Raw genomic sequence first — 23,757 nt, 5'->3', positions numbered from 1 at the left:
ATAAAAAAAGAGCTAATGCAAAATCAAATTGCAATGCTCTTTATTTTATTTAACCTCTTTATCTTTAACTATTTAAAGTCTTTTCCTTGCCAAATATCATTCTCTACCAAGGCTCTATCTATATCATTTAAAACTTCCCACTTTTTTAAGCTCCACATTGGACCAATTAAACTTGCTCTAGGTGCATCTCCTGTTAATCTATGAACTACCATTTCCTCTGGAATCATGGCAACACCTTTACAAATTAAGTCTATATAATCTTCTTTGCTTAATAGCTCAAACTCTTCTCTTTCATATTGCTCTGCCATCTTTGTATTTTTCATTAAGTGTAACAAATGAAACTTAATACCTTGAGCTCCTGAATGTGCTACATAATTTATAGTTTTAAGCATATCTTCCTTGCTTTCTCCTGGTAACCCAAAGATAGTATGTACTACAACTTCAATTCCTCTTTCTTGAAGTTTTTTTATACTCCTATCAAATACTTCGAAGTCATAGCCTCTATTAAAGTTATTAGCTGTTTCGTCATTGATTGTTTGTAATCCTAATTCCACCCATAAATATGTCTTCTTATTTAATTCTTCAAGAAAATCTAAAACATCATCATCTAAACAATCTGGTCTTGTTGCTATAGATAATGCTACTACATTTTCTTGTGCTAAAGCTTCTTCATATTTTCTTTTCAATTCTTCAACTGGAGCATATGTATTAGTATAAGCTTGAAAATATGCAATATACTTTCCGTCCTTCCACTTTTTCTCCATCATCTTTTTTCTATCTTCAAACTGTTCAGTTATTGATAAAATTCTACTTCCTGCATAATCTCCTGAACCTCTTGCACTACAAAATGTACATCCACCTTTTGCTACTCTTCCATCTCTATTTGGGCAAGTAAATCCACCATCTAATGATATTTTATATATTTTTTCATTAAATTTATTTCTTAGGAAATAATTTAAGCTATGATATCTTTTTCCATTCCACTCTTTAGACATTTTCTATTTTCACCTACTCTTTATCTTAAAATATAAAATAGAGGTCTGTATATTACATACAAGCCTCTTTTATTAATTTACTCTATTATAAATTAGTTATTTCACAATTACAATTTAGTTATTTCTAAACTTTTTATATTAATATCATATACTCCTGTTAAATTATCCTTACTATTATCATTCTTATAAACGGTAAAATTAAGGTTTTCATCTTCAAAATAGTTTGCCTTAACATTATATACTTCTTTAGAGAATTTACCATCTAAATTACTCTCTATAAGTTCTCCGTCTTCAGTTTTATAAATATTAAGTCTATTTATACCTGCTTCGTTTTTATAGTTTACAGCTAAATTATCATCTTCTTTTGAAAATATAAAATCCTCTATTTTACAATTATTCAACAAATCATCTGATACTACTTTTCTTGATACTGGCTTCTCCATAATATCTTCTATTTCTGCTAATGAAGCACTTTCTGAAGGAGTACCTGGTGAAATTTCATCTGTTCCACTCTCCATTAAAGTATCATCTATATATACCACACAAATATATGCATCTTTTTCATTAATTGTTGAATAGCGACCTTTTGACCTGTAAAGCCTAAAACAACCTTACCAAAGTTATCATTAGGTACCTTTTCTTTATAAAGCATTACTTTATTATTTCTCAAATAAGTATCTTTAGGAATATTATTTAAGCTAATAACTAAACTACTTTTCCCTCCCTTTTCACCAATTATTCTAAGCGCCTTATTTTTTGTATATAATTCTCTTTTAGATGTTGCTTTTACACTACTTATTGTATATTTATCACCAGCCCTATTTACCCTTATAATATAATTCTCTAAATCACTCTTAGGTTCAACATTAGAATCTCTTATTACATTAAAGATAAAGTATGAAAAATCATTTCCTGAAATTGTTTCATCTAATTGAAATGAAGCTAATTTTGAAACTCCTTCTGATAAATTAACATTATTGCTAATAAGTTCATTATCACATAATTCATTAGCACTAGTAATATCACCTTTACTTATATTTAGTAAATACTCTTTTGCTAATGTTCTCCCCTTTAAAACATCAAATAAATCTAACATTGCTTCTTCATTTTTTTCCATTTTGGTACAACTAATTAATATACTTGTAGTTAAAATCAACATAATGCTAATTATCTTTTTTAAACCCATCATATTATCTCCTTATAACTTATATCATTATAAACAATACTTAAATTTATTTTTCCTAATTAAATTTAGCTTATTCATAAATAAAGAATAATTGTACTGTAACTTTTATATATTGATATTAGAAATATAATGGAGGGATATGGTTGAAAAAAGATTTAATTAAAATTTTTGAAATTGCCGCTGTATTCATTGGCACTATTGTAGGAGCTGGTCTTGCATCCGGTAAAGAGATAACTGAATTTTTTACATCATTTGGGCCAATTAGCTTCTTTGGAATATTATTTTGTGGCGCATTTTATATTTTAATGGGCACTATATTATCTAAAATAAGTATAAGATATGAACTTAATTCTTATAGCGATGTTTTGAAAATAATAAGTCCAAATTTATTAGGTAAAATAACAGGTGTTATTACTACATTTTATTTAATATCTAGTGCTTCAATAATACTTGCAGGTAGTGGAGCATTACTAAATCAATTTTTTGGAATACCTAAAATACTTGGTTCTTTAATTATGTTAGGAATTGCTTGCATATTTTTATTAAGAGGAACTAATGGACTAATAGAAGTAAACTCATTTATTGTTCCATCATTACTTTTTACAATTACATTAATTACTTTACTATATCTTTTATTTTGTAAAGATATAGTTTCTTTAGAATACATAGCTAAATTTACGCCACCTAAAACTGGAATAGCTGTGTCTACAATACTTTATGCTGGATATAATGTACTTTGCTGCTCTGGTGTATTAGTTCCTTTAAGCAACGAAACTAAAAACTCAAAAAATGTTATTTATGGTGTTGCAATTGGAGCCTTAGGTCTTACATTACTATCAAGTGCTATAAATTTATTACTACTAGTAAATCAACCCTATATATTTGAACTTGAAATACCATTACTTTTAGTTTCTCAAAGATTTGGAACTGTAATTCAAGCTATGCTTTTAGTTATTATTTGGCTTGAAATGTTCTCTACTGAAGTTTCAGATGTATATTCTATAAGCAAAACCCTTGAACAATCATTTAATATAAAATTTAAAAATGGTATTTTTATAGTTCTTGCTATTGCACTACCAATATCTCAAATTGGTTTCTCAAATTTAATTTCAACACTCTATCCACTATTTGGAGTGCTTAGCTTAATATTTATATCTCAATGTATTTATTTTTACTTCAAACATAAAAGTGAATTTAATTAAAATTAAAAATGATGATATAACAAAAATAAATTAAAATGCTATATCATCATTTTTTAAGTTAGATTTATCATATTATTAGTCGTCAAAGTAATTAATTCGGGGTATATCTTTAGATTTTAAAAGATCAAATGAAACTGGTGGTGTAAATATTCTTTGTGTCTTAGCACAACCTCTTAATTCTGCTATCCTTGTTACACCAACATAAATATCTGATATTTTATACCAAGTAGCATAATCTACAACACCTGTTTGAGGTAAATTAAATACTCCTTGGAACACCTTAACAGCTTCTTGAGTTTTTTCTCCATATACTCCATCTAAAGCTGATTTAGGTATTAGTGGATAATTTTGTGCTATTCTATTTAATTGTTCTTGGATTACTTTAACTTCATCTCCACTAGACCCTAAAGTCAAATCATAACCTGGATAAGAACTTGGACTTCCTTCGACAACTTCAGCTGTAACAAGCTCAATATCACTACCATAAAAAGCCGTTAGTATTTCATATGGTGTTTTTCCCTCATCACCCATATACTTACTTCCCCATTGGGTCATCCATCCTGGGCATTGAACGTTTTTCCCGTCACAATATTGTGTTAATAACGGTTGTTTTCTACCGACCCTTCGTACATAAGTAGAAAATATATCATCTACAATTACACTTATACTTTCATATAAATTTCTTCCATAATTAAATGCATGGTCATAAGCTGTTGAATTAGTTATATCAAAGTTCTTTCCTTTTCCCCTATACCACTCCGTATAAATTCTATTTAGTGTAAATGATATAATTGCATATACATTACTCCTAATAGTATTTTCGGACCATGTTGAGTATATCTCGCATGAAGCTACATTTTTAATATAATCTTTATAAGGTACTGTGTAATTTGGTGCTGATGTATTATTAGGTCCTCCTGCATGAACTACAATAAATTCAGGAACAACAGGCTTTGGCAAAACAACTCCACTAGTAGGTGCTGGTAATGGTTTATCAACCTCTTCTGGAATTTTTGCTGGATAATTTCCATTCAATGTATTAGGTTGAATATTTATTACATCCGCTCTGCTACCAATATTTCTCATCTCTTTAATTAAATTGCATTGTTGAATTGCTATTTCATCAGGAAATATCTGTATACCATTAACTACTAATGATTGAAAGCCTTCTCTCTCAATTTTTAAATCATAAAGACTATATGGTATATTTCCTGTTGGTTGTTCTGAATATGCTAATGGCGGTGCTGATAGTTCTATTACTTGTGATTCTCCAGAAGAATTAGTTGTAAGCTCTATCTCTTTATTTCCACCTGTTGATCCTTGAGAAGATACTAATGTAGCCTTTATTCCATCTATGGGAATATACGTATCTCCAACAAAACATTGCAACTTTAAGCCACCCTTTTCTGCCATATATTACTCCTATATAAATTAATTCATTATATTAATATGCTTTTTAATTATATTTAGTGATTATTATAAATCTTTAGGCTTTCTAATAAACAAATTATTAACCTTATATTCTTCATATTCATCTGATCTAGGTGAATATGTTTCTCTTATTCTATCAAATATGCCTTGTAAATCAAACATACCATATCCCCAATCTCTATTAGGATAAACATCACCTGGTCTTCCTTTAGCACCACTTATAATATAAGATTTTATCTGTGATGAATATATATCTGGATAGTTTCCATCACTAACTGCCCATTGTAGAATAAGCGCACAACATCCTGCAACAACAGCTCCTGCAACTGAAGAACCACTCATTAATGAAGTATTTCCTCCTGGATTAGTAACTAAAGCCTTAACTCCGCCTGCTGCTATATCTGGCTTTATTTCTCCATTTCTTGTATAGCCTCTACCTGATTCTGATACAACTGCGTTATTATCTTGATTATAATATGCCACTGAAATTGCTCCCCTTGATGTGCTTGGTAATGTAAGAGTTGTATATTCAACAGGATTTAAAAATTTAGTTTCATCATCTAAAAGCTCCCTTTGTGGTATCCAAGCACTATACTTACCTTCCACTATATATTGCCCTGTTAATCTAAACTTCCAAATTCCTGCTCTTAATTTATATGCTCTTATAAAAATAAGTGAATCTCCTGTTGTCAATTCTGGAGAAGTAAAATTCACTATCATTTCAGTTCCTTCATATAAAAATTTAATTCTTTCATTGTTTGTATTTTTAGATTCAAGGTTATCTATTACCTCTCCTGCAGGTGATATAATGGACAGTTTAACTCTATCTGGCTTACCTATCCATATTTCTATCGGTAGATTTTTTTGTTTTTCACCAACTCTTATCTCTATCTCCTCTATATCACCAACTTTTTCTATTTTTCCTTCAGTATGAGTATCTGTATTTCCCTCATTACCTACAGGTACAATAATTACAGTTCCTGCTTGACTTGAAAAATTTTCTATAGATGATTCAATAATTCCATTTCCTGTATGAGACCCCATACTACTTCCAAGTGGTATAAATACTACCACCGGTTTCTTTAACATTCTAGCAGTAGAAATCGCATATCTTAGCCCTAATAATACACTCCACGGACTATATGAAGGTACATCTGTTTTATCAATAAGTGCTAAATCAAGTTCTACCTTAGTTGCTCTAGCCAATTTAACAATAATAAATTGACAATCAGGAGCAGCTCCTTTTAACTCTGGATTTATTCCTCTTCCCCCTATAATTCCACTTAATTTAGTTCCATGACCTATATCATCCTTAGATTGAACTATACTATATGGGTCTCCACCTGAAGTTTGTAAATTTATTGCTTGATTTATTTGTTCTTCAGTATATTCAATTCCGTATTTTAATCCATTTACTTCTTTATCACCTTGTATAGTTTGATCCCATATTCTTAAGATTCTTGTAGTATCATCTTCTTTTTGAAACTCTTTATTAAGATAATCTATTCCAGTATCTATTACAGCTACTAACACATCTTTTCCATTAAGTCTTAAATACGGATTATTGTTAAATGTAGGAGCACCACTAGCTTCTACTGGAGAAAGTTCATTCAATGTTAATATAGTTGAAACTTCAATATTAACTACTCTTACAACAAATTTAGTTATTTCATTAATAATATTAGCCGGTGCAATTATTATTGCAAAATTTGTTGATATCATTACACCTGCAACTCCAGGTATTTTTAATATATTTTCTAGGGCTTCTTCACCTGGTACCTCTACCAAAATAAATATTTTATCTTTACTATCTGTAGTATAATCAACACCAATTCCAGACACTTCACTAACATTTTTGCTTTCCTGTCTATCTTTAATGTAAAAATTCCTAAATCCTAACCCTAATGTTTGAGAAACTAAATTAATACTATTTCTTAAACAAAGTTCTCCATATCCCCATGCTGGATCCGGATATTGTATATCACGTCTTCCTTTTTTTGCTCCTATAATCAAAAAATATTTTAACCGTTCTCCATATAAGTATGGATCATTTCCCTTAACTATACCCCATTGCATCATAAGTGCAGAAGCTCCAGTAACTTGTGGTGCTGCCATAGACGTACCTGTTTTTTTATCAAATCCTCTATTAGGTATAGTTGAGTAAATTCCTTCTCCTGGCGCAACTATATCTGGTTTTATATATTGTCCATTATATATTTCTCCTCTACCACTAAATGGTGAAATAATATTAACCAAATAATTATAACTACCAACAGATATTATATTTCTAACTGTAGCTGGAATTCCTATCGTATTATAAACAACTGGGTTTAAAAACTTAGTATTAATATTTAAACCTTCGGAAATAGGTAACCACATGTCAAAATTCCCATCATATTCATTCAATTTTTTTAGAGTTATCTTCCATTGACCTGATGATACAAACTCATTAACACCAGTTAACACAATTCCAATTTCACCACTTACATCAAAAGGTTTAGGACCCGTTAAATATATAGAATACCTTGTATTTCCTATAGTTCCTTCATTAAATCCCTGCTGTAATATTATTTCTCCAGTACTAAATCCACATGGACAAAGTAATTCTATACTTACTTCTGGTAATATTGATTTGTATAAATTTATTACAACTATAGATTCATCTGATGAAATATTAAAATATACTTCATTTATTCCTTCTAATGTTCCTCCAACATGATGTGCAGCTTCACCTTCATTACCTGCTGCAATAACTATAGATACCCTCTCTGTAGCAGATACTGTAGATATATATTGTTCAAGTAAACTACTTCCATTATGTGCTCCATCATTAGTACTTAAACTCATATTTATTGCTAAAGGCATATTTAGCTCTTTTCCTTTATCAATAAGAAACTTTATTCCTTTCATTATTTGAGTACTCAATGCAAATCTACTTCTAGCAACTTTAACCATTGCTATTGAACTTTCAGGAGCTACTCCATAATATTTAGAATCTATGTTTCCTCCAGCGCAAGCTATTCCTGCAACGTGTGTTCCATGTCCAGTAACATCAGTAGAATCAACTATTGAATACGGATTAGATGATTTAAGTGCTTCATTAATTTGAGATTTATTATATACTTTTCCGCCTTCATCTAAATCATATATATATTCTATTCTAGTTGTTCCATCAGCATTTCTAAATGCAGGATGAGTATAATCTATTCCTGTATCAATAAATCCAACTAAAACACCTTTGCCCTTCAGCTCACCTGAATTTATTTGAGTTATACAAGAGGCCCTGTTACTTTCATAATCATTAGTATATAAACTTTTTGGCAATTCAATATATTGAATTTGAGGACTAGTTGCTAAATTAACAATATTTTCTACAGGAATCAAAACTATTCCATACCCATATCCTAAATCTGTATATTTTCCTCCTAAACTATCTACAAGTTGAGAAATCTCAATTGGAGAACTACCTGAAATTATACTTACTTCAATTTCAGTATCACTGTTACTAGCTAAAAAATTGTTTGATATACTAAACTTTGCTAATATTGATTTCGGTATATTTTTTAATAACCCCAAACCAACTTTATTATTTTCTATATTTATCACCTCATGATAATTCCTATTATCAATATATGTATAACTCTTTATATTTGAACTAATCACAGTAAAAAAGTATACCTACTAACTATTTCATTAATAATCTAAAACTAAATTAATATAATTTAATTAGCACTAACTACAAAAGTTATCCACAGTTTTGATGATTTTATCCACATTGTCCCCAACGTACTATTTATATTTATTCAATTAAATAGATTTTAAATATTTACATAATAAAAAAGTGCCTATTGGCACTTTTTCTATAATCTTATTTCAATTCTCTCTAATTTTGCAATAACTGAAATTTCTCTACTTTCAACAGTTTCAGTCATTAGGCTTCCCCCGTTACTTACTAACAGTAGCTTAGAATTTCCAAGGCTTTTTATTTGTCTTATCTTTCTCTTTCCTTTATAGTCCACTAAAAATATACCATTATTGCTTATTTCCTTAACTAAATGAGAAAATGCTAAATCACCTTCCATTATTCTAAAACCAGACATTTCGTTATCTTGAATTTCTAAATACATTACTTTATCTTGTGGAAAACCTTCCACTTTATTTGAATGAATAGGTAATTCTATTTTCCCTTTAACATTTTTTAAATTATAATCATAAATTGGTACATTTTTAAGTACCGAAGAAAAAGCATTATCCCAAACTTCTTCTGTTTGAATCTTTTCTGGTTTCTTATTAATTGCTACATAGTTTTTTCTTTCTTCCATTAAGGCTTCATCTGTTACTACCATACTAACATCATTTAAATCAGCATTTAAAACTTTTGCTGCCTTGTCTATAAATGATTCTTGTACTATTCTTCTTCCAGTTTCAACTTCATTAATAAACTTTTCTGCAACGCCTAGCTTTTTTGCTAAAGCTTTTTGTGTCATACCTGATTTTTCTCTTGCCTCTTTAATCTTTAATCCAACTCTACTCATTTCTCTATTCCTTTCTATTCTTTAAATACCATTCTCTTTCTTCTATAAGATGCTTTATTAAATAATTAAATTTCCAATTAATAGACGTTGGAGTTACCATTGCTAAAACACCTTTTTTAACAATACTTCTAGTTTCTCTTATAACATCGCTCATTTCAAATTCTAAAAAATTATTATATATTATAGCTTTTTCTTTAATTGGATTTCCATTTATAACATTTAATCTTATTCCTGATAATATATCATTTAGTGTCATTTCACACATTTCTGGAGTTACTTCTATTACTTTAAACTTTAGTTCTCTTAACTTTTCTAACTCTAAATCAGACAATCCATAAGCCAAAATGCACTTATTATTTTCAAGCATCACTCAATACCTCTCTTAAATATAATAAACTTTTACTTTTAAAATTTATACTTATTTTAGTTTTTCTATATCAACATCCTTTATATATTGTGAATATAGTACTTATATTATTATAAGTTAAAATAAGCAATAAATTCCATAATAATCAAAAAGTTAAGATATTAAAAATTAACTTTTATTATGAATTAACCTTTCTAAGATTCATAATATACATTAACTCTTAATTCTTAACCTTTTATCTTTAACTAAAAATTAGTCTTCTATAATTTCTGGCTCTTCTATCTTTTCTCCAAAAGTATCAACTGTTACTTTTTTCATAACTTGATCTTCATATGGCTTATCGCTATAATCAGTTTTTGTGCTAACTATCTTATCTGCAACATCTTGACCTTCTATAAGCTTACCAAATGCAGCATATTGTCCATCTAAATGTGGTGCATTTTCAACCATGATAAAGAATTGACTTCCTGCTGAATCTGGATGCATAGCTCTAGCCATTGATAAAACACCTTTTGTGTGTTTTAATTCATTCTTAAATCCATTTCTTGAGAATTCACCTTTTATGCTATATCCAGGTCCTCCAATTCCCATTCCTTCTGGGCATCCGCCTTGTATCATAAATCCAGGTATTACTCTGTGGAATATTAATCCATCATAGAATCCTCTATTTACTAAATCAACAAAATTCTTTACTGTATTTGGAGCTATTTCAGGATATAACTCAGCTTTCATTATATCTCCGTTTTCCATTTCTATAGTTACTATAGGATTTTTCATTTAAGTTACCTCACTTTCATTTTTGGTATAATTTATTATTATCATATTTACCTATAGTAATTCAACGATTTATATAAATTTTATTAAAATAATTTGGTAAATAAAAAGCTTCTAACTTAAAAATTTAGAAGCTTTTATTATATATTATTTATTTATTGAAAAGCAGTTCCTAATACTACTCTTGAGTAATCACTATAATTTGATAAATTTTTAACATCAATATGCTTAAAAATGTAATCTCTTCCAAACTTATTTATTAAATCACTGAATAAGCAGTTTAGAAAAGTAGTTGGAATGCTAGTCATGCCTTGGAAATCTAAAACTACACCTAACTCTAAGTTATTCTTAACTATCTCTCTTAGTAATATAGCATCTTCTACTGAGTACTTTTCCCCTAAGAATTCTTTTACCTTTATAATCATATCCATATCTAAACCCCCCTTATTTTTGTAGTTTTCAGAAAATTCATCCTTTAATAATAATATATACTACTCTTTATTAATTGTCAACTATTTAACAATATTTATTTAAAAATAAAAAAACGCCTACTTGGCGTCTTTTTTTATTTTTATCTTTATGACAATAATTTCCAACTTAAATCTATTATCTTATCTTCTCCTAAAGAATTATATATTTCTATCTTTCCTTTAGTTGTATTAGTATTAAGTAGGTTCTTTTCAGCTAATCTTCTTTTTATTTCCCTAGCCGTTCCTTCACCACCATCAATAACTTCAACGTTTTTTCCTAATATTTTAGATATTGAATCTTTTACAAATGGATAATGTGTACATCCTAATACTACTGAACTAACATTTTCTGAAGAATAATCACTTAATTTTTCCTTTAAATAATATTCTAATTCTATTCCATCCAATACTCCACTTTCTATAAATTCCATAAGTCCCGCACATGGTATTGGTACTATTTCAGCTTTATCTTTATATTTATCTAGTAGTAATTTAAATTTATCTTGTTTTATTGTCATAGGTGTTGCCATTATAAGTATTTTTCCGTCTCTTCCTAATTCTACTGCTGGCTTTATAGCTGGCTCTATCCCTACTAATGGCATATCTGGGTAAACAGTTCTAAGTTCTCTTACTGCCGCACTTGTTGCTGTATTGCAAGCTACTACAAGTCCCTTTATACCTTTACTTATTAAGAATTCTACTGCTTTAAATGTTAAATCTCTAATTTCCTTTGTTGATTTTACTCCATAGGGAGCATTCTTTGAATCTCCAAAATATATGTAATTTTCATTTGGCATTATTTTTATTGCTTCCTTCATTACACTTAATCCACCAACTCCAGAATCTAAAAAACCTATTGGCTTATTATTATTATCCAAGTAATCTCACTCCAATTTATAATTTATAAACTTATTATATATCCTAATATATATTAATTTATTTAGGCATATTACTATATATAAATTATATACTATTTTTTTAACGAGAAACAACTTTTGCCTATATTTCTAACTTATTTATAAATTCACTTATCCAAATATTATCTAGCTTAATATTATAAGTACAATTATTATTATTTATATGTATAGTTAATTATTTGACATCCAAGCTGGTATTAAAACTCTTTCATTGTCTATAATAGATGAATTCATTAACTGTTCTCTTCTATTTAATTCTCTTCTAGCACTATTTCTACTTAATAATTCTTCTGCCTCATTAATATTTTTAGCTTTAAATACTATTGTCCACCCGTTTTTATCATATTTTCCAGCACACATAACATATTTATCTTCATTTTTATTTTTTCCATTATGCTGTTATAAATAAAGCTATTTAACTCTCCAATATTTTTATAATTCATTTTTACAAATATATCTCCATTTCCTTTCATACCGCACCTCCGAACAAGCGTTCTTTATATTTTAAATATAACAGAACATTAGTTCTTAGTCAATAGCTTTTTTATCTTGTACTGGACTTTTTTCATTAATTTTGAATTATATTCTTATAACATATAATTCACTATTTTATAAGAATATATTTTTAGTATCTAATTATAAAATTTAAAAGCAAAGGATTATGTACAATTTACATAACCCTTTGCTTATTTTTATTACTCAGCTATATTAAATACCTCTAAATTCATTTTATCAATTTCTGACACCTTAACATCTGCAATTGCTCTTAATGTGTCTAGAGCTGTTATTACTCCAATATTTCTTTCAATGGCAGCTCTTCTAATTAAGAATCCATCTCTCTTAGAATCATTCCCTTTAGTTGGAGTATTAACTACTAAATCTACCTCTTTGTTTTTAACAACATCTAAAATATTTGGATTTTCTTCATTAAGTCTTCTAATTTCTTCACAATCAATTCCCTCTGCTCTTAAAAGCTTACAAGTTCCTTCTGTTGCTATAAATCTATATCCAGCCTTAGCCAAATCTTTAGCTATTGGTAAAAATTCAGCCTTATCATGCTTATTTATAGTTGCTAAAATCTTTCCTTTTTCCATTGATGGATACATTCCACCACCAACAAATCCTTTATATAAAGCTTCTTTAATATTTCTACCGACACCTAAAACTTCTCCTGTAGATTTCATTTCAGGCCCTAAAGATACTTCAACCTTTGGTAACTTTTGAGTTGAGAATACTGGAACCTTAACTGATACTAGTTCTGGTTCTGGATAAACATCTACTCCATATCCTAAATCTGCTAACTTTTCTCCAAGCATAACTTTCGTAGCTAAATCTACTATTGGAACCCCACTTACCTTACTGATATAAGGAACTGTTCTTGAAGCTCTTGGATTAACTTCTATTACATATAGATTTCCTTCAAATTCTATGAATTGAATGTTTATCATTCCCTTTATTCCTATAGCTAAAGCTAACTTTTTAGTATAATCTAAAACTTTTGCTTTTATTTCATCACTAATATTTTGACTTGGATACATTGTTACAGAGTCTCCTGAGTGAACTCCAGCTCTTTCTAAATGTTCCATTATTCCTGGTATTAAAATATTTTCTCCATCAGATATAGCATCTACTTCGATTTCTCTACCCATTAAGTATTTATCTATAAGAATTGGATTCTTTTTATCCTTCATAAATGCATTCTTTAAGTAGTAAGTTAACTCTTCCTCATCATGAGTTATTTCCATACCTTGCCCACCTAAAACATATGAAGGTCTAACAAGTACTGGGAACTTTAATCTTCTAGCTTCTTCTATACCTTCTTCTAAAGTCCAAACACCTTTACCCTTAGGTCTAGCTATATCAAATTTTTCAAGTAATTCCTCAAATTTTTCTCTATCTTCGGCCATATCAATTTGATCTGCTGTAGTTCCTAAAGTTTTAATTCCTTTTTCCTTTAAGAAGTTTGCAAGCTTAATTGCTGTTTGACCACCGAATTGAAGAATTACTCCATATGGATTTTCTTTTTCAATAATATTTAATACATCTTCTTCTGTTAATGGTTCAAAGTAAAGTTTATCTGATATATTAAAATCTGTACTTACTGTTTCAGGGTTATTATTAACTATTATAGTTTCAATTCCCATCTTTTTTAATGCCATTACACAATGAACTGATGCATAGTCAAATTCTATACCTTGACCTATTCTTATTGGTCCTGAACCTATTACTATAACTTTTTTCTTATCTGATACTTCAACTTCATCATATTGCTCATAAGTTGAGTAGTAGTATGGTGATAATGCTTCAAATTCTCCACCACAAGTATCAACCATCTTATATGCCGGTTTTATATTCCAAATACTTCTTAATCTATAAATATCATCTGGACTAACCTTTAACATATCAGCTATAGCCTTATCCGAGAATCCCTTTCTCTTAAGATTTAATAACCATTCCTTATCTAGATCATCTATTTTGCTTAACTTTAATCTAGTTTCTTCATGTACTATCCACTTAAATTTTTCTAAGAAGAATATATCTATTCCAGTAATCTTAGCAATACTTTCAATTCTGTAATCTCTTCTTATCATTTCTGTAAGAGCAAATAATCTTTCATCATCAGGTTTCATTACAGCTTCTTTTAATTCTTGTATACTCATTTCTTTAAACTTTGGATGGTCTAAAGAATATTTTCCTATTTCTAAGCTTCTAATCCCCTTTAATAATGCTGACTCTAAGTTAGCACCTATAGCCATTATTTCTCCAGTTGCCATCATCTTTGTTCCTAAAGCTCTATCAGCTGTAAAGAATTTATCGAAAGGCCATTTAGGAATCTTAACTACTACATAGTCTAATGTTGGTTCAAAACATGCATATGTTTTTTGAGTTACTGCATTTTTAATTTCATCTAATCCATATCCTAAAGCTATCTTAGCTGCAAGCTTTGCTATTGGGTATCCAGTAGCCTTTGATGCAAGAGCTGAAGATCTTGAAACTCTAGGATTAATTTCAATAACTGCATATTCAAATGAATTTGGATTTAAAGCAAATTGTACGTTACATCCACCTTCAATTCCAACTGCATTAATAATATTAATTGATGCAGTTCTAAGCATCTGATATTCTTTATCCGATAAAGTTTGAGATGGAGCTACAACTATACTGTCTCCTGTATGGATACCTACTGGATCAATATTTTCCATATTACATACAGTAATACAGTTTCCGTAAGAGTCTCTCATCACTTCGTACTCTACTTCTTTCCAACCTTTAACTGACTTTTCTAATAAAACTTGCCCTATTGTACTTAATTGTAATCCTGATGCAAGAATAGTTCTTAGTTCTTCTTCATTTTCAGCTATTCCTCCACCAGTTCCTCCTAATGTATAAGCAGGTCTTACTATAACTGGATATCCAATTTTATTTGCGAAAGCCATACCTGCTTCCATATCAGTTACTATTTCAGATGTAATAACTGGTTCATTGATTCTGTGCATCATATCTCTAAATAATTCTCTATCTTCGCCTTCTTTGATAGAAGCTATTGATGTTCCTATAACCTTAACATCATATTTTTCTAATATTCCAGCATCATGTAAATCAACTGCTAAGTTAAGTCCTGTTTGACCTCCCATACCTGCAAGTAAGCTATCTGGTCTTTCTTTTGCTATTACTTTTTCAACGAATTCTAATGTTAATGGCTCTATATAAATTTTATCTGCTACTTCTCTATCAGTCATAATAGTAGCTGGATTAGAATTAACTAATACAACTTCTATTCCTTCTTCCTTTAATGCTTGACATGCTTGAGTTCCTGAATAATCAAATTCTGCCGCCTGTCCTATAACTATTGGTCCTGATCCTATAACTAAAACTTTTTTAATATCTTTATTTAATGGCATTTTCTAAACCCTCCTATAGTGCATATTCCATAAATCTGTCAAATATATATTCGCTATCCTTTGGACCTGCTGCTGCCTCTGGATGGAATTGAACTGAATAAATTGGTAATGTAGTATGCTTCATCCCCTCTATTGTTCCATCATTTATATTCATATGAGTTGCTACAACTCCTTCAGGCAATTCATCAACTACGTATCCATGATTTTGAGATGTAATATGAACTCTATTTTTTTCTAAATCTTTCACTGGGTGATTACATCCTCTATGTCCAAACTTCAATTTAGTAGTTTTTCCTCCTAAGGTTAATGCTAATAATTGATGTCCTAAGCAAATTCCTACTATTGGTTTAATTCCGACTATCTTCTTAATATTTTCTATTACACTTTCTAAGTCTTCTGGATCCCCAGGGCCATTTGATAAAAATACTAAATCAGGATTTACTGATAATACTTCTTCAGCTGTAGCAGTCATCGGAAAAACTGTTATTTTACAATTTCTTTTTTTAAAATTTCTAATTATATTAGTCTTTATACCGAAATCCATTATTGCAACATGCTTACCAGTTCCTTCAATTGTATAAGCTTCTTTAGTTGAAACTATACTAACAGCTTCTTTATTTGAGAAAGCTTTAATTTTTTCTTCTACTTCGTCTAAGCTACTATGTTCTAATGAAATTATTCCTCTCATTGTTCCATTATTTCTTAAAATCTTAGTTAAGGCTCTTGTATCTATACCTTCTAATCCAATTATTTTATTTTGTTTTAAATAATCTTCTAATCCAATTTCACATCTAAAGTTGTTAGGGAAATTACACTTTTCTCTTACTATAAATCCCTTTACCTTTGGAGTTTCAGATTCATTGTCTTCTAAATTTATACCATAATTCCCTATTAGCGGATATGTCATAGTTACAATTTGACCGTAGTAAGATGGATCTGTTAATACCTCTTGATAACCTGTCATCCCTGTTGTAAATACAACTTCTCCTACGCTATCTTTTAAATATCCAAATGCCTTACCTTCAAAAGTCATTCCATTTTCTAATATAAGCCTTGCTTTCATTCCTAGCCCTCCTAAATTTTATGTATTGAAATATATATTTTAGGTTTTAAAACTTCTATTGTTCTAATTTTATTTATATATACTCCCTTAATATACGTCTTGCTAAAAATACACCCCATAAAAGCTTCTTGTAATTTTAAATAAAGAAACTACTTCTCTTAACATTAAATGAATACACATTGTGTAACTTCAACTAACCAAATTAAAGTTTTGAGTTTCATTCAAATTCGATTAACTAAATCATAGATTTAGAATCTTATTTAAAACAAAAGGATAGTAAGGAGATGATTATTTGGTAAATCTCTCCATACTATCCTTATAATATTTAAAATCATTTTTAGAAAACTCTTTTGATAATTTTACTATGTAACTATTGTTATTTAAATTTACGTATAACATACCTACATACTCCTTTCTGGCCTCTCTGGACCAATTTAAAGTGTACTTTTTAACTTAAAATTTTTTAGTTTAATATCTATTTGATATTATTCTATATTCTCCCCCAATATCTGTCAAGAGCAAAATTAACATAGTTTTTCTTTTCTTTATTATGGGAATAGTACGAATTTTGTTTTATTTTACATAAATTTACTTTATAATATTCTTATCCAAATTATACATCTATTTGTATAATTATTCAATGCATTTGAATTTTTATTCATATTTTTATAAAAATAAAGGGGGACATTTATATGCTTGTATTAAATAATGTAAGTAAAAAATTCAAAAAGACTACTGCTGTAGATTCTATTTCTTTTACTGTTTCTCCCGGTGAAATTGTTGGCCTTTTAGGTGAAAATGGAGCCGGTAAAACTACAACTTTAAGAATGATTTCTACCATGTTAAAAATATCTAGTGGCGAAATTATAGTAAATAATATAAATGCTGCTAAAGATCCTGAAAAGGTTAGAAAAGAAATTGGAATTCTTTTTGGTGGTGATGTTGGTCTTTATGAAAGATTAAGCGGAAAAGAAAATATAAAATACTTTGCAGACTTATATGGAATGACTAAAGAAGAATCTAATAAAAAAATCCATGAATTATCTAAAAGTTTTGGTATGGAGGAATATATAAATAATCCTGTTGGAAAATATTCTAGGGGAATGAAGCAAAAAATTTCAATAGCTAGATCTATAGTTCATACTCCATCTGTAATGTTATTTGATGAACCAACTACAGGTCTTGATGTAAGTGCTAGCAGAATAGTTCAAGATTTTATTTTAAAATGCAAAGAAGAAAATAAGACAATATTATTTTCAAGCCATTCTATGAAAGAAGTAGAAAAACTTTGCGATAGGGTTGTTATTATTAATAAAGGTAAGCTTTTAGAAAATTGTACTATTTCAGAATTAAAACTTAAATACAACAATGACGATTTAGAAGAAGTTTTCTTACAACTAATAGGAGGTAATGTTAATGAATAATTTTTTGACTGTTCTAAAAAAAGAACTATTAGATATTTTTAGAGATAGAAAAGCTATACTATTCACAATATTGCTTCCAATAATATTATATCCTGTAATGTTTAAATTTATTTCATCTGCGGTAACTGACATGGAAAATGATGTTCAAAAAGAAATTAATATTGTTATTGAAGGAGATTTAGACTCTGATATAGCTTTATTATTATTAAATGAACCTAATATTAAAACTCCTAATGTTAATAACAATAAAGATGCTTTAAAAAATGGAGATATTCAAGCTATTATAGTAATTCCTGAAAACTTCCCTGAAAACTCCTCAAATAATAGCTTATCTACAATTCAAATATTATATGATGAAGAATCAAATAAATCACTTATGGCAAGTCAATTACTATCCAGTATTTTTGAAAATTATAAATACTCACTAGTAGAATCTAAACTGATAGCTAATGGTCTTGATGCTTCAGTTTTAAATCCATTTCAAATTGAAGTTAAATCCGGAATTAATACTGATTCTAGTGAAAATAATGGATTTGGAACTATTATGTTAAGTATGCTTCCAAGCTTATTGGTAATATTTATGGTATCTTCAACTTTAGCAATGGCAGCAGATTTAGGAGCTGGAGAAAAAGAAAGATGTACTTTTGAACCACTCTTATCTACACCAGCTATACGAAGTTCTATTCTTTGGGGTAAAATTGTAGCTCTTTGTTCTATCTCATTCTTAACCCTTATTGTTAATATGATTGCAATGGTATTTTCAATGAATAGTTTTATGAATTATGGGGGTAGTCTTGAAATTTCTCTTACTCCAACAGCAATCTTAGGTATTATAGGAATATCCTTATTCTTATTAGTAACATTATCTGCATTACAAATGGCCATAAGTCTTTATGCTCGTTCATCAAAAGAAGCTGGAACTTATCTTTCAGGAGTTATGATCCCAACAATGCTTTTATCGTACCTTCCAATGATGATGGATGCTAAAAGTATAAAACTTGTATTCTTCAATATTCCCGTAGCAAATGCAGTTTGTTTAATGAAAGAGTTCATGGTTGGAATTTTTAATGTTCAACATATTTTAATAGTTGTTATATGGCATATATTATATGTAGTTTCATCTATTCTTTTTGCTAAGTATATGTTCTCAAAAGAAGAAGTTATTTTTAGAAATTAGTCCTTATATGTAATAATACAATTATTTATATAAAAAAAGAAAACCTCTATTTCATTTTATGATTTAGAGGTTTTACTTTTAAAATATATTATGAGATCTTAATTAAATTATTACCTATTACCTATATTATTATATTTTAATTGATTTTCTATCCATCTTATTATAAATTCAATAGCATGTTCATCATTACTTGGAGTTATATATTTTGTTTTTTTCTTTAACTCTTCGCTTCCATTACCTATGCAAAATCCATAATGTGCCACTTCTATAAGCTCCACATCATTCATATTATCTCCAGCGGTTACTATCTTAAAATTTTCTATTTCCTTGAATTTTATTAACTCTTGAAGTGCTTGTCCTTTAGATATATTTCTTGGTATTACTTCTAAATATATAGAAGAACTTCTTACAATATCTTTATCACCATAAACTTCTTTTAAATAATTTTCTACAAAATCTAACTCTTTCTTATCTCCTACTACTAATACCTTAGTCCACTTTTTTTCAAAAATACTTTCATCAACTTCATAAATTACATTATAGCCTAAATTAGTAAATCTCTCAGTTTGTTTACATGATTTATAAATATAAACTACTTCATCACTATATATTTCAATTCCAACATTAGAATTTATCTTAGCAACAACTTCTATAATTTCTTTTCTTTCTTCTTCTAAAAACTTCTCATAAATTACTTCATCATTACTAAAATCATATATCTTAGTTCCATTATACATAATAACAGGTAGTGTGACCTTTAGTTTATGAATATGCCTTTTTACAGAAGGTAACATACGTCCAGTTGCTAAGGTAAATTGTCCACCATTATCTACAAAGTATTCAATAGCACGCTTATTTTCTTCTGATAATTTTCCTTTGCTATTTAAAAGTGTTCCATCCATATCAGAAACTAATAAATATCCATCAAAATGTCCCATAAAATCCTCCATTATTTTTTATTAGTTTTCATTATTATTTTTCTTGAAATACTTCTTGGTAAGAACTTATTTCCCATTACCAATAATTTATTCTTAATCCCAGGAATTATAATAAGTTTACCTTTTTTAAATTCTTTATATGAAATTTTTGCAACCTCTTCTGCATCCATTAAATACTTTTTAGCACTTTCACTTTTATTAATTCCTGCCTTGCTTTGAAAAGACGTTTTTACAGGACCAGGACAAAGACATGAAACTTTAATTCCATATTCTTTACACTCTTCATATATAGCTTCTGTTAAATTAAGTACATATGCTTTTGAAGCATAATAAGCTGCCATCCTAGGTCCAGAGCAAAAAGCAGCAGTTGAAGCCACATTTAAAATTCCTCCATCCTTTACCCCTATTATTTTCGGTAAAAAATATTTTGTTAATCTAGTTAAAGATTTTATATTTATGTCTATTAAGGCCTCTTCATTTTCCCAATTAATATCTTTAAAATCTCCAAATGACCCAATTCCAGCATTATTTATTAAAATCCTAACTATTATTTTATTTATTTCAATATAATTAATTAATTTTTTTATATCTGAATCCTTTGATATATCTAAACTTAAAGTTTTTATTTCTATATTGTATTGACTTAATTCATTTTCTACAGCTTTTAGCTTTTCAATATTTCTAGCAATCAATATTAGATTATATCCATCACTCGCATATAGCTTTGCTATTTCATATCCTATGCCAGAGCTAGCACCTGTAATTAATACATACCCTTCTTTATTAAGCTCTATCATGTTTCCTCCAAAATTTATAATAAACTCTTCATTAATACTTATTATAACAAATATTTAAATTTTTTTATTTTCTATAATAAAAAGTACCTAAATTAAAATTACATATTGTATTTAATAACGACAAAAGAGATAAATCTAAAAAAATATAAAACTAATTATTATTTAGAAATATAAAAACTTATAAAAATTTTATATTTTTTTAAAAAAGGTCCCTAAATCAAATTTAAATATTGTATTTAATAACGACAACATTAATAAAGTCTATAAATAAAAAAGCACCTAAAATCGAAATAACAATTGTATTTAGTAATATAAAAAAGTGGAGGAATTTAAATTATGAAAAAATTAATAATAGGTTTAGTATTAGCTGCAGTATGCGGTGGAGTTGGCATAACAGCTTGGGCTAAAACAAGTAACGGTAAATTAACTACAAAAACTATAGGTGTACAACCTGCAAATAACAATATTAATAACAATATTAAATCAGAAATAGAAAACTATTTAAATAACAAATATGGTTCGGATTGGGCAATAAATTTATATAATAAAAACGGTGAAAAATGGGATGATATTTTAGAAAACGAATTGGAAACTCAATTTGGACATATTTATGAAGATATAATAGATCATATTATCGATGCAAAAGAATCACACTCTGGATTAGATATAGATATTGACCATAATTATGATTACTACGATGATGATCAGTACGATGATAATGATAGATATGATGATTAAATAAAAAATCATAGTACTCAAAATATACTATTAAAATTAAAAATAAAAACTTAGTTCTAATTTATAGGAGGATATTATGGAAAACATAAAAGCAAAAAAAATTAATGAAGTTTTTAATAAATACGGAAGTACTTTAAATTTACATGAGATTAAATCTATAACTGGAGCTGGAAATGGATATAAACATACTACTATTCATTCCGATAACAATATTGTTAATGCTGTAGCTAATAATTCAAATAAATTTAAAAAAATATATAATGCAATAACAAATATAAAAGGAAAAATTAATCTTCATCAAATAAAAGCACAAACAGGTGCTGGAAATGGGTATAGAAATTAATTGTAATATAAAAGTCTATTTATAAATATGTATAGAGGGAGTATATATGTTTTTCATAAAACAATATATATTCCCTCTAAAAATATATTATTTATTTATCTTTATAAGGCATAAAAAAAAATCTTTAACTTGCGCTAATTTTTCTCTTCTTTTATATTTTTTCATCCTATCATATTGCCTTAAATCTGATGGCACACCATATGCTTCAATACCAAACCTCTTAGCAATATAAATAGCTCTCGGTAAGTGATATCTATTGGTTGAAATGATTGCTTTTTTAACATTAAAAATATTTTTTGCCCTATTCATACTATCATAAGTACAAAACCCCATATTATCTATGAGCAATTTCTCTTCTGGAATATTATAATTTTTTATTATCCAATTTTTCATAACTGCAAGTTCATTGTAAGCTTCACCACTATTATCTCCAGTTAATAAAATTTTTTTACAATATCCAAGTAAATAAGTTTTTACTCCTGTTTGTAATCTATCAGCCAATAAATCACATGGATTTCCATCTGGTCTAACTCCTGCACCTAAAATAATAACTACATCACAATCTTTAGGTAGTTCATTAAGCTTACGTATATGCCTATTTCCATATCTATTTACTATAACTAGTATTCCTAAAGTTATTAATGCTATAATTAGACAACAGCCTATAATATATATCATTTTTAGCCCCTTACATATACTACTTTAATACTATAGGATATGTACTTTTTCCTTTATTGTATACTTTATTTTATAATTCTATTTTCATTTTAACATGTGGAATATTAACTTCATTATAAATCTCTGAAATAACCTTAAATCCTACACTACTATACATATCTTTAACATATTCTTGTGCCGATAAAACTACTATATTTTCATCTAAATTATTTTTAATAAAATCTAAGGCAAATTTCATCATTTTTTGAGCTATCCCTTTTCTTCTATGACTTTCAAGGACTAAGACTCTTCCAATAGAAGTATATTCGTATGCTAAACCTTTAGGTACAATTCTACTATATGCAACAATTCTTCCATTTTCCTTTAACATTATATGATAACATTCTTTATCCTTATCATCAAAATCTTGTTCTTCAGTAATTCCTTGCTCACAAACAAAAACTTCAAATCTAGATTTTGCAATTTCATACATATCATCAACTGATAATTCATTGAATTTTACTATCTCAAATTTCATAAATATTCATACCTTTCTTATACTATTTAATAGTGTAAAATATAATATCTTTTATTTTTTCTTATGTTAAGTGAAATTTATAAAATCCTTAATTGTCACTAATATGACACAATTAAGGATTATTATATTACTTGTAGATAGTTAATTTTTTCGTTTCACCTATCCTAGAGTTATTTGTCCCCCAATAAAAATAACTCTAGGCTTTTTTTTATTTTATAAGAAACTCCTTCTCCTTACGTCGAATGAGTACACTGTGTGTAACTTCAACTTGCCAAATTAAAATTTGGAATTTCAGTCAAGTTC

The 23,757-nt window shown here is 28.2% G+C and carries 23 protein-coding genes; 5 read left to right on the top strand and 18 right to left on the bottom strand.

What is annotated here, in order from left to right; all coding sequences use genetic code 11:
• Positions 1–68: 68 nt before the first annotated feature.
• The 3 genes from mnmL to HMPREF0216_RS00200 form a co-directional block, all read right to left on the bottom strand.
• Positions 69–995, bottom strand: a complete 927-nt coding sequence (mnmL, locus tag HMPREF0216_RS00210; protein ID WP_005209687.1) for a tRNA modification radical SAM protein MnmL/YtqA — start codon at positions 993–995, stop codon at positions 69–71.
• A gap of 107 nt (positions 996–1,102) precedes the next feature.
• Positions 1,103–1,513: a hypothetical protein gene (locus HMPREF0216_RS00205; protein ID WP_147576199.1), complete on the bottom strand. Its 411-nt coding sequence runs from the start codon at positions 1,511–1,513 to the stop codon at positions 1,103–1,105.
• An 11-nt stretch (positions 1,514–1,524) separates the two neighbouring features.
• Positions 1,525–2,184, bottom strand: coding sequence for a hypothetical protein (locus HMPREF0216_RS00200; protein WP_005209683.1), 660 nt, complete (start codon positions 2,182–2,184; stop codon positions 1,525–1,527).
• A 140-nt stretch (positions 2,185–2,324) separates the two neighbouring features.
• Here HMPREF0216_RS00200 and HMPREF0216_RS00195 point away from each other — a divergent pair, with 140 nt between their 5' ends.
• Positions 2,325–3,383: a YkvI family membrane protein gene (locus tag HMPREF0216_RS00195; protein WP_005209682.1), complete on the top strand. Its 1,059-nt coding sequence runs from the start codon at positions 2,325–2,327 to the stop codon at positions 3,381–3,383.
• A 75-nt stretch (positions 3,384–3,458) separates the two neighbouring features.
• Here the strand turns inward: HMPREF0216_RS00195 and HMPREF0216_RS00190 are convergent, their stop codons facing one another.
• From HMPREF0216_RS00190 to HMPREF0216_RS00145, 11 genes are all read right to left on the bottom strand, one after another.
• A complete protein-coding gene (locus HMPREF0216_RS00190) occupies positions 3,459–4,796 on the bottom strand; it encodes a peptidoglycan-binding domain-containing protein (protein WP_005209680.1) in 1,338 nt (445 codons plus the stop codon).
• A gap of 63 nt (positions 4,797–4,859) precedes the next feature.
• Positions 4,860–8,420 carry a S8 family peptidase gene (locus HMPREF0216_RS00185; RefSeq protein ID WP_040418327.1) on the bottom strand — a complete coding sequence of 1,187 codons (3,561 nt, stop codon included), beginning with the start codon at positions 8,418–8,420 and terminating at the stop codon, positions 4,860–4,862.
• 254 nt (positions 8,421–8,674) lie between these two features.
• A complete protein-coding gene (locus tag HMPREF0216_RS00180) occupies positions 8,675–9,349 on the bottom strand; it encodes a helix-turn-helix domain-containing protein (protein WP_005209675.1) in 675 nt (224 codons plus the stop codon).
• A gap of 4 nt (positions 9,350–9,353) precedes the next feature.
• On the bottom strand, positions 9,354–9,716 hold the full coding sequence (locus tag HMPREF0216_RS00175; protein ID WP_040418334.1) for a DUF3783 domain-containing protein: 363 nt from the start codon (positions 9,714–9,716) through the stop codon (positions 9,354–9,356).
• Positions 9,717–9,968: 252 nt separating this feature from the next.
• Entirely contained in the window at positions 9,969–10,493 is a 525-nt protein-coding gene (locus HMPREF0216_RS00170) for a peptidylprolyl isomerase (protein WP_005209672.1), read from the bottom strand.
• Between the two features lie 152 nt (positions 10,494–10,645).
• Positions 10,646–10,921 (bottom strand): STAS-like domain-containing protein, encoded by a 276-nt coding sequence (locus tag HMPREF0216_RS00165; RefSeq protein ID WP_005209665.1) that lies wholly within the window; start codon positions 10,919–10,921, stop codon positions 10,646–10,648.
• Positions 10,922–11,067: 146 nt separating this feature from the next.
• Positions 11,068–11,838, bottom strand: coding sequence for a glutamate racemase (murI, locus tag HMPREF0216_RS00160; RefSeq protein ID WP_005209664.1), 771 nt, complete (start codon positions 11,836–11,838; stop codon positions 11,068–11,070).
• A 210-nt stretch (positions 11,839–12,048) separates the two neighbouring features.
• Entirely contained in the window at positions 12,049–12,237 is a 189-nt protein-coding gene (locus HMPREF0216_RS17530; RefSeq protein ID WP_005209662.1) for a hypothetical protein, read from the bottom strand.
• Positions 12,198–12,350 (bottom strand): hypothetical protein, encoded by a 153-nt coding sequence (locus HMPREF0216_RS17525; RefSeq protein ID WP_242824706.1) that lies wholly within the window; start codon positions 12,348–12,350, stop codon positions 12,198–12,200. Before HMPREF0216_RS17525 ends, HMPREF0216_RS17530 begins: the two co-directional genes overlap by 40 nt.
• Before the next feature lie 222 nt (positions 12,351–12,572).
• A complete protein-coding gene (carB, locus tag HMPREF0216_RS00150) occupies positions 12,573–15,779 on the bottom strand; it encodes a carbamoyl-phosphate synthase large subunit (protein ID WP_005209661.1) in 3,207 nt (1,068 codons plus the stop codon).
• Positions 15,780–15,792: 13 nt separating this feature from the next.
• Positions 15,793–16,842, bottom strand: a complete 1,050-nt coding sequence (locus tag HMPREF0216_RS00145) for a carbamoyl phosphate synthase small subunit (RefSeq protein ID WP_005209660.1) — start codon at positions 16,840–16,842, stop codon at positions 15,793–15,795.
• Between the two features lie 692 nt (positions 16,843–17,534).
• On the opposite strand from HMPREF0216_RS00145, the gene HMPREF0216_RS00140 reads away from it, so the two are divergent.
• Both HMPREF0216_RS00140 and HMPREF0216_RS00135 read left to right on the top strand, forming a co-directional pair.
• On the top strand, positions 17,535–18,266 hold the full coding sequence (locus HMPREF0216_RS00140; RefSeq protein ID WP_005209659.1) for an ABC transporter ATP-binding protein: 732 nt from the start codon (positions 17,535–17,537) through the stop codon (positions 18,264–18,266).
• Positions 18,259–19,443 (top strand): ABC transporter permease, encoded by a 1,185-nt coding sequence (locus HMPREF0216_RS00135; protein WP_040418324.1) that lies wholly within the window; start codon positions 18,259–18,261, stop codon positions 19,441–19,443. Before HMPREF0216_RS00140 ends, HMPREF0216_RS00135 begins: the two co-directional genes overlap by 8 nt.
• 110 nt (positions 19,444–19,553) lie before the next feature.
• On the opposite strand, the gene HMPREF0216_RS00130 is transcribed toward HMPREF0216_RS00135, so the two are convergent.
• Together HMPREF0216_RS00130 and HMPREF0216_RS00125 are read right to left on the bottom strand one after the other, a co-directional pair.
• Positions 19,554–20,381: a Cof-type HAD-IIB family hydrolase gene (locus HMPREF0216_RS00130; protein WP_242824705.1), complete on the bottom strand. Its 828-nt coding sequence runs from the start codon at positions 20,379–20,381 to the stop codon at positions 19,554–19,556.
• A gap of 11 nt (positions 20,382–20,392) precedes the next feature.
• Positions 20,393–21,178, bottom strand: coding sequence for an SDR family NAD(P)-dependent oxidoreductase (locus tag HMPREF0216_RS00125; protein ID WP_005209654.1), 786 nt, complete (start codon positions 21,176–21,178; stop codon positions 20,393–20,395).
• Positions 21,179–21,514: 336 nt separating this feature from the next.
• Between HMPREF0216_RS00125 and HMPREF0216_RS00120 the strand changes: the two genes are divergently transcribed.
• Positions 21,515–21,916, top strand: coding sequence for a hypothetical protein (locus HMPREF0216_RS00120; protein WP_005209652.1), 402 nt, complete (start codon positions 21,515–21,517; stop codon positions 21,914–21,916).
• Positions 21,917–21,992: 76 nt separating this feature from the next.
• The gene (locus HMPREF0216_RS00115) at positions 21,993–22,259 is read left to right on the top strand and encodes a hypothetical protein (RefSeq protein ID WP_005209650.1); all 267 of its coding nucleotides are present in this window, start codon (positions 21,993–21,995) and stop codon (positions 22,257–22,259) included.
• 87 nt (positions 22,260–22,346) lie between these two features.
• Here HMPREF0216_RS00115 and HMPREF0216_RS00110 read toward each other — a convergent pair whose 3' ends face one another.
• Together HMPREF0216_RS00110 and HMPREF0216_RS00105 are read right to left on the bottom strand one after the other, a co-directional pair.
• Entirely contained in the window at positions 22,347–22,937 is a 591-nt protein-coding gene (locus tag HMPREF0216_RS00110) for a SanA/YdcF family protein (RefSeq protein ID WP_005209649.1), read from the bottom strand.
• A gap of 70 nt (positions 22,938–23,007) precedes the next feature.
• Positions 23,008–23,454, bottom strand: coding sequence for a GNAT family N-acetyltransferase (locus HMPREF0216_RS00105; protein ID WP_005209646.1), 447 nt, complete (start codon positions 23,452–23,454; stop codon positions 23,008–23,010).
• Positions 23,455–23,757 lie beyond the last annotated feature (303 nt).

It is taken from the genome of Clostridium celatum DSM 1785, from assembly GCF_000320405.1.
In the GTDB taxonomy this organism is placed as follows: Bacteria; Bacillota; Clostridia; order Clostridiales; family Clostridiaceae; genus Clostridium; species Clostridium celatum.
This window is presented reverse-complemented; position numbering and strand designations above follow the sequence as displayed.

Excerpts from the sequence above, each read along its gene's own strand:
- mnmL (WP_005209687.1), bottom strand. The coding sequence starts at position 995 with ATGTCTAAAGAGTGGAATGGAAAAAGATATCATAGCTTAAATTATTTC.
- HMPREF0216_RS00205 (WP_147576199.1), bottom strand. The coding sequence starts at position 1,513 with ATGGAGAGTGGAACAGATGAAATTTCACCAGGTACTCCTTCAGAAAGT.
- HMPREF0216_RS00200 (WP_005209683.1), bottom strand. The coding sequence starts at position 2,184 with ATGATGGGTTTAAAAAAGATAATTAGCATTATGTTGATTTTAACTACA.
- HMPREF0216_RS00190 (WP_005209680.1), bottom strand. The coding sequence starts at position 4,796 with ATGGCAGAAAAGGGTGGCTTAAAGTTGCAATGTTTTGTTGGAGATACG.
- HMPREF0216_RS00180 (WP_005209675.1), bottom strand. The coding sequence starts at position 9,349 with ATGAGTAGAGTTGGATTAAAGATTAAAGAGGCAAGAGAAAAATCAGGT.
- HMPREF0216_RS00175 (WP_040418334.1), bottom strand. The coding sequence starts at position 9,716 with ATGCTTGAAAATAATAAGTGCATTTTGGCTTATGGATTGTCTGATTTA.
- HMPREF0216_RS00170 (WP_005209672.1), bottom strand. The coding sequence starts at position 10,493 with ATGAAAAATCCTATAGTAACTATAGAAATGGAAAACGGAGATATAATG.
- HMPREF0216_RS00165 (WP_005209665.1), bottom strand. The coding sequence starts at position 10,921 with ATGGATATGATTATAAAGGTAAAAGAATTCTTAGGGGAAAAGTACTCA.
- HMPREF0216_RS17530 (WP_005209662.1), bottom strand. The coding sequence starts at position 12,237 with ATGTGTGCTGGAAAATATGATAAAAACGGGTGGACAATAGTATTTAAA.
- HMPREF0216_RS17525 (WP_242824706.1), bottom strand. The coding sequence starts at position 12,350 with ATGAAAGGAAATGGAGATATATTTGTAAAAATGAATTATAAAAATATT.
- carB (WP_005209661.1), bottom strand. The coding sequence starts at position 15,779 with ATGCCATTAAATAAAGATATTAAAAAAGTTTTAGTTATAGGATCAGGA.
- HMPREF0216_RS00145 (WP_005209660.1), bottom strand. The coding sequence starts at position 16,842 with ATGAAAGCAAGGCTTATATTAGAAAATGGAATGACTTTTGAAGGTAAG.
- HMPREF0216_RS00140 (WP_005209659.1), top strand. The coding sequence starts at position 17,535 with ATGCTTGTATTAAATAATGTAAGTAAAAAATTCAAAAAGACTACTGCT.
- HMPREF0216_RS00135 (WP_040418324.1), top strand. The coding sequence starts at position 18,259 with ATGAATAATTTTTTGACTGTTCTAAAAAAAGAACTATTAGATATTTTT.
- HMPREF0216_RS00130 (WP_242824705.1), bottom strand. The coding sequence starts at position 20,381 with ATGGGACATTTTGATGGATATTTATTAGTTTCTGATATGGATGGAACA.
- HMPREF0216_RS00125 (WP_005209654.1), bottom strand. The coding sequence starts at position 21,178 with ATGATAGAGCTTAATAAAGAAGGGTATGTATTAATTACAGGTGCTAGC.
- HMPREF0216_RS00120 (WP_005209652.1), top strand. The coding sequence starts at position 21,515 with ATGAAAAAATTAATAATAGGTTTAGTATTAGCTGCAGTATGCGGTGGA.
- HMPREF0216_RS00115 (WP_005209650.1), top strand. The coding sequence starts at position 21,993 with ATGGAAAACATAAAAGCAAAAAAAATTAATGAAGTTTTTAATAAATAC.
- HMPREF0216_RS00110 (WP_005209649.1), bottom strand. The coding sequence starts at position 22,937 with ATGATATATATTATAGGCTGTTGTCTAATTATAGCATTAATAACTTTA.
- HMPREF0216_RS00105 (WP_005209646.1), bottom strand. The coding sequence starts at position 23,454 with ATGAAATTTGAGATAGTAAAATTCAATGAATTATCAGTTGATGATATG.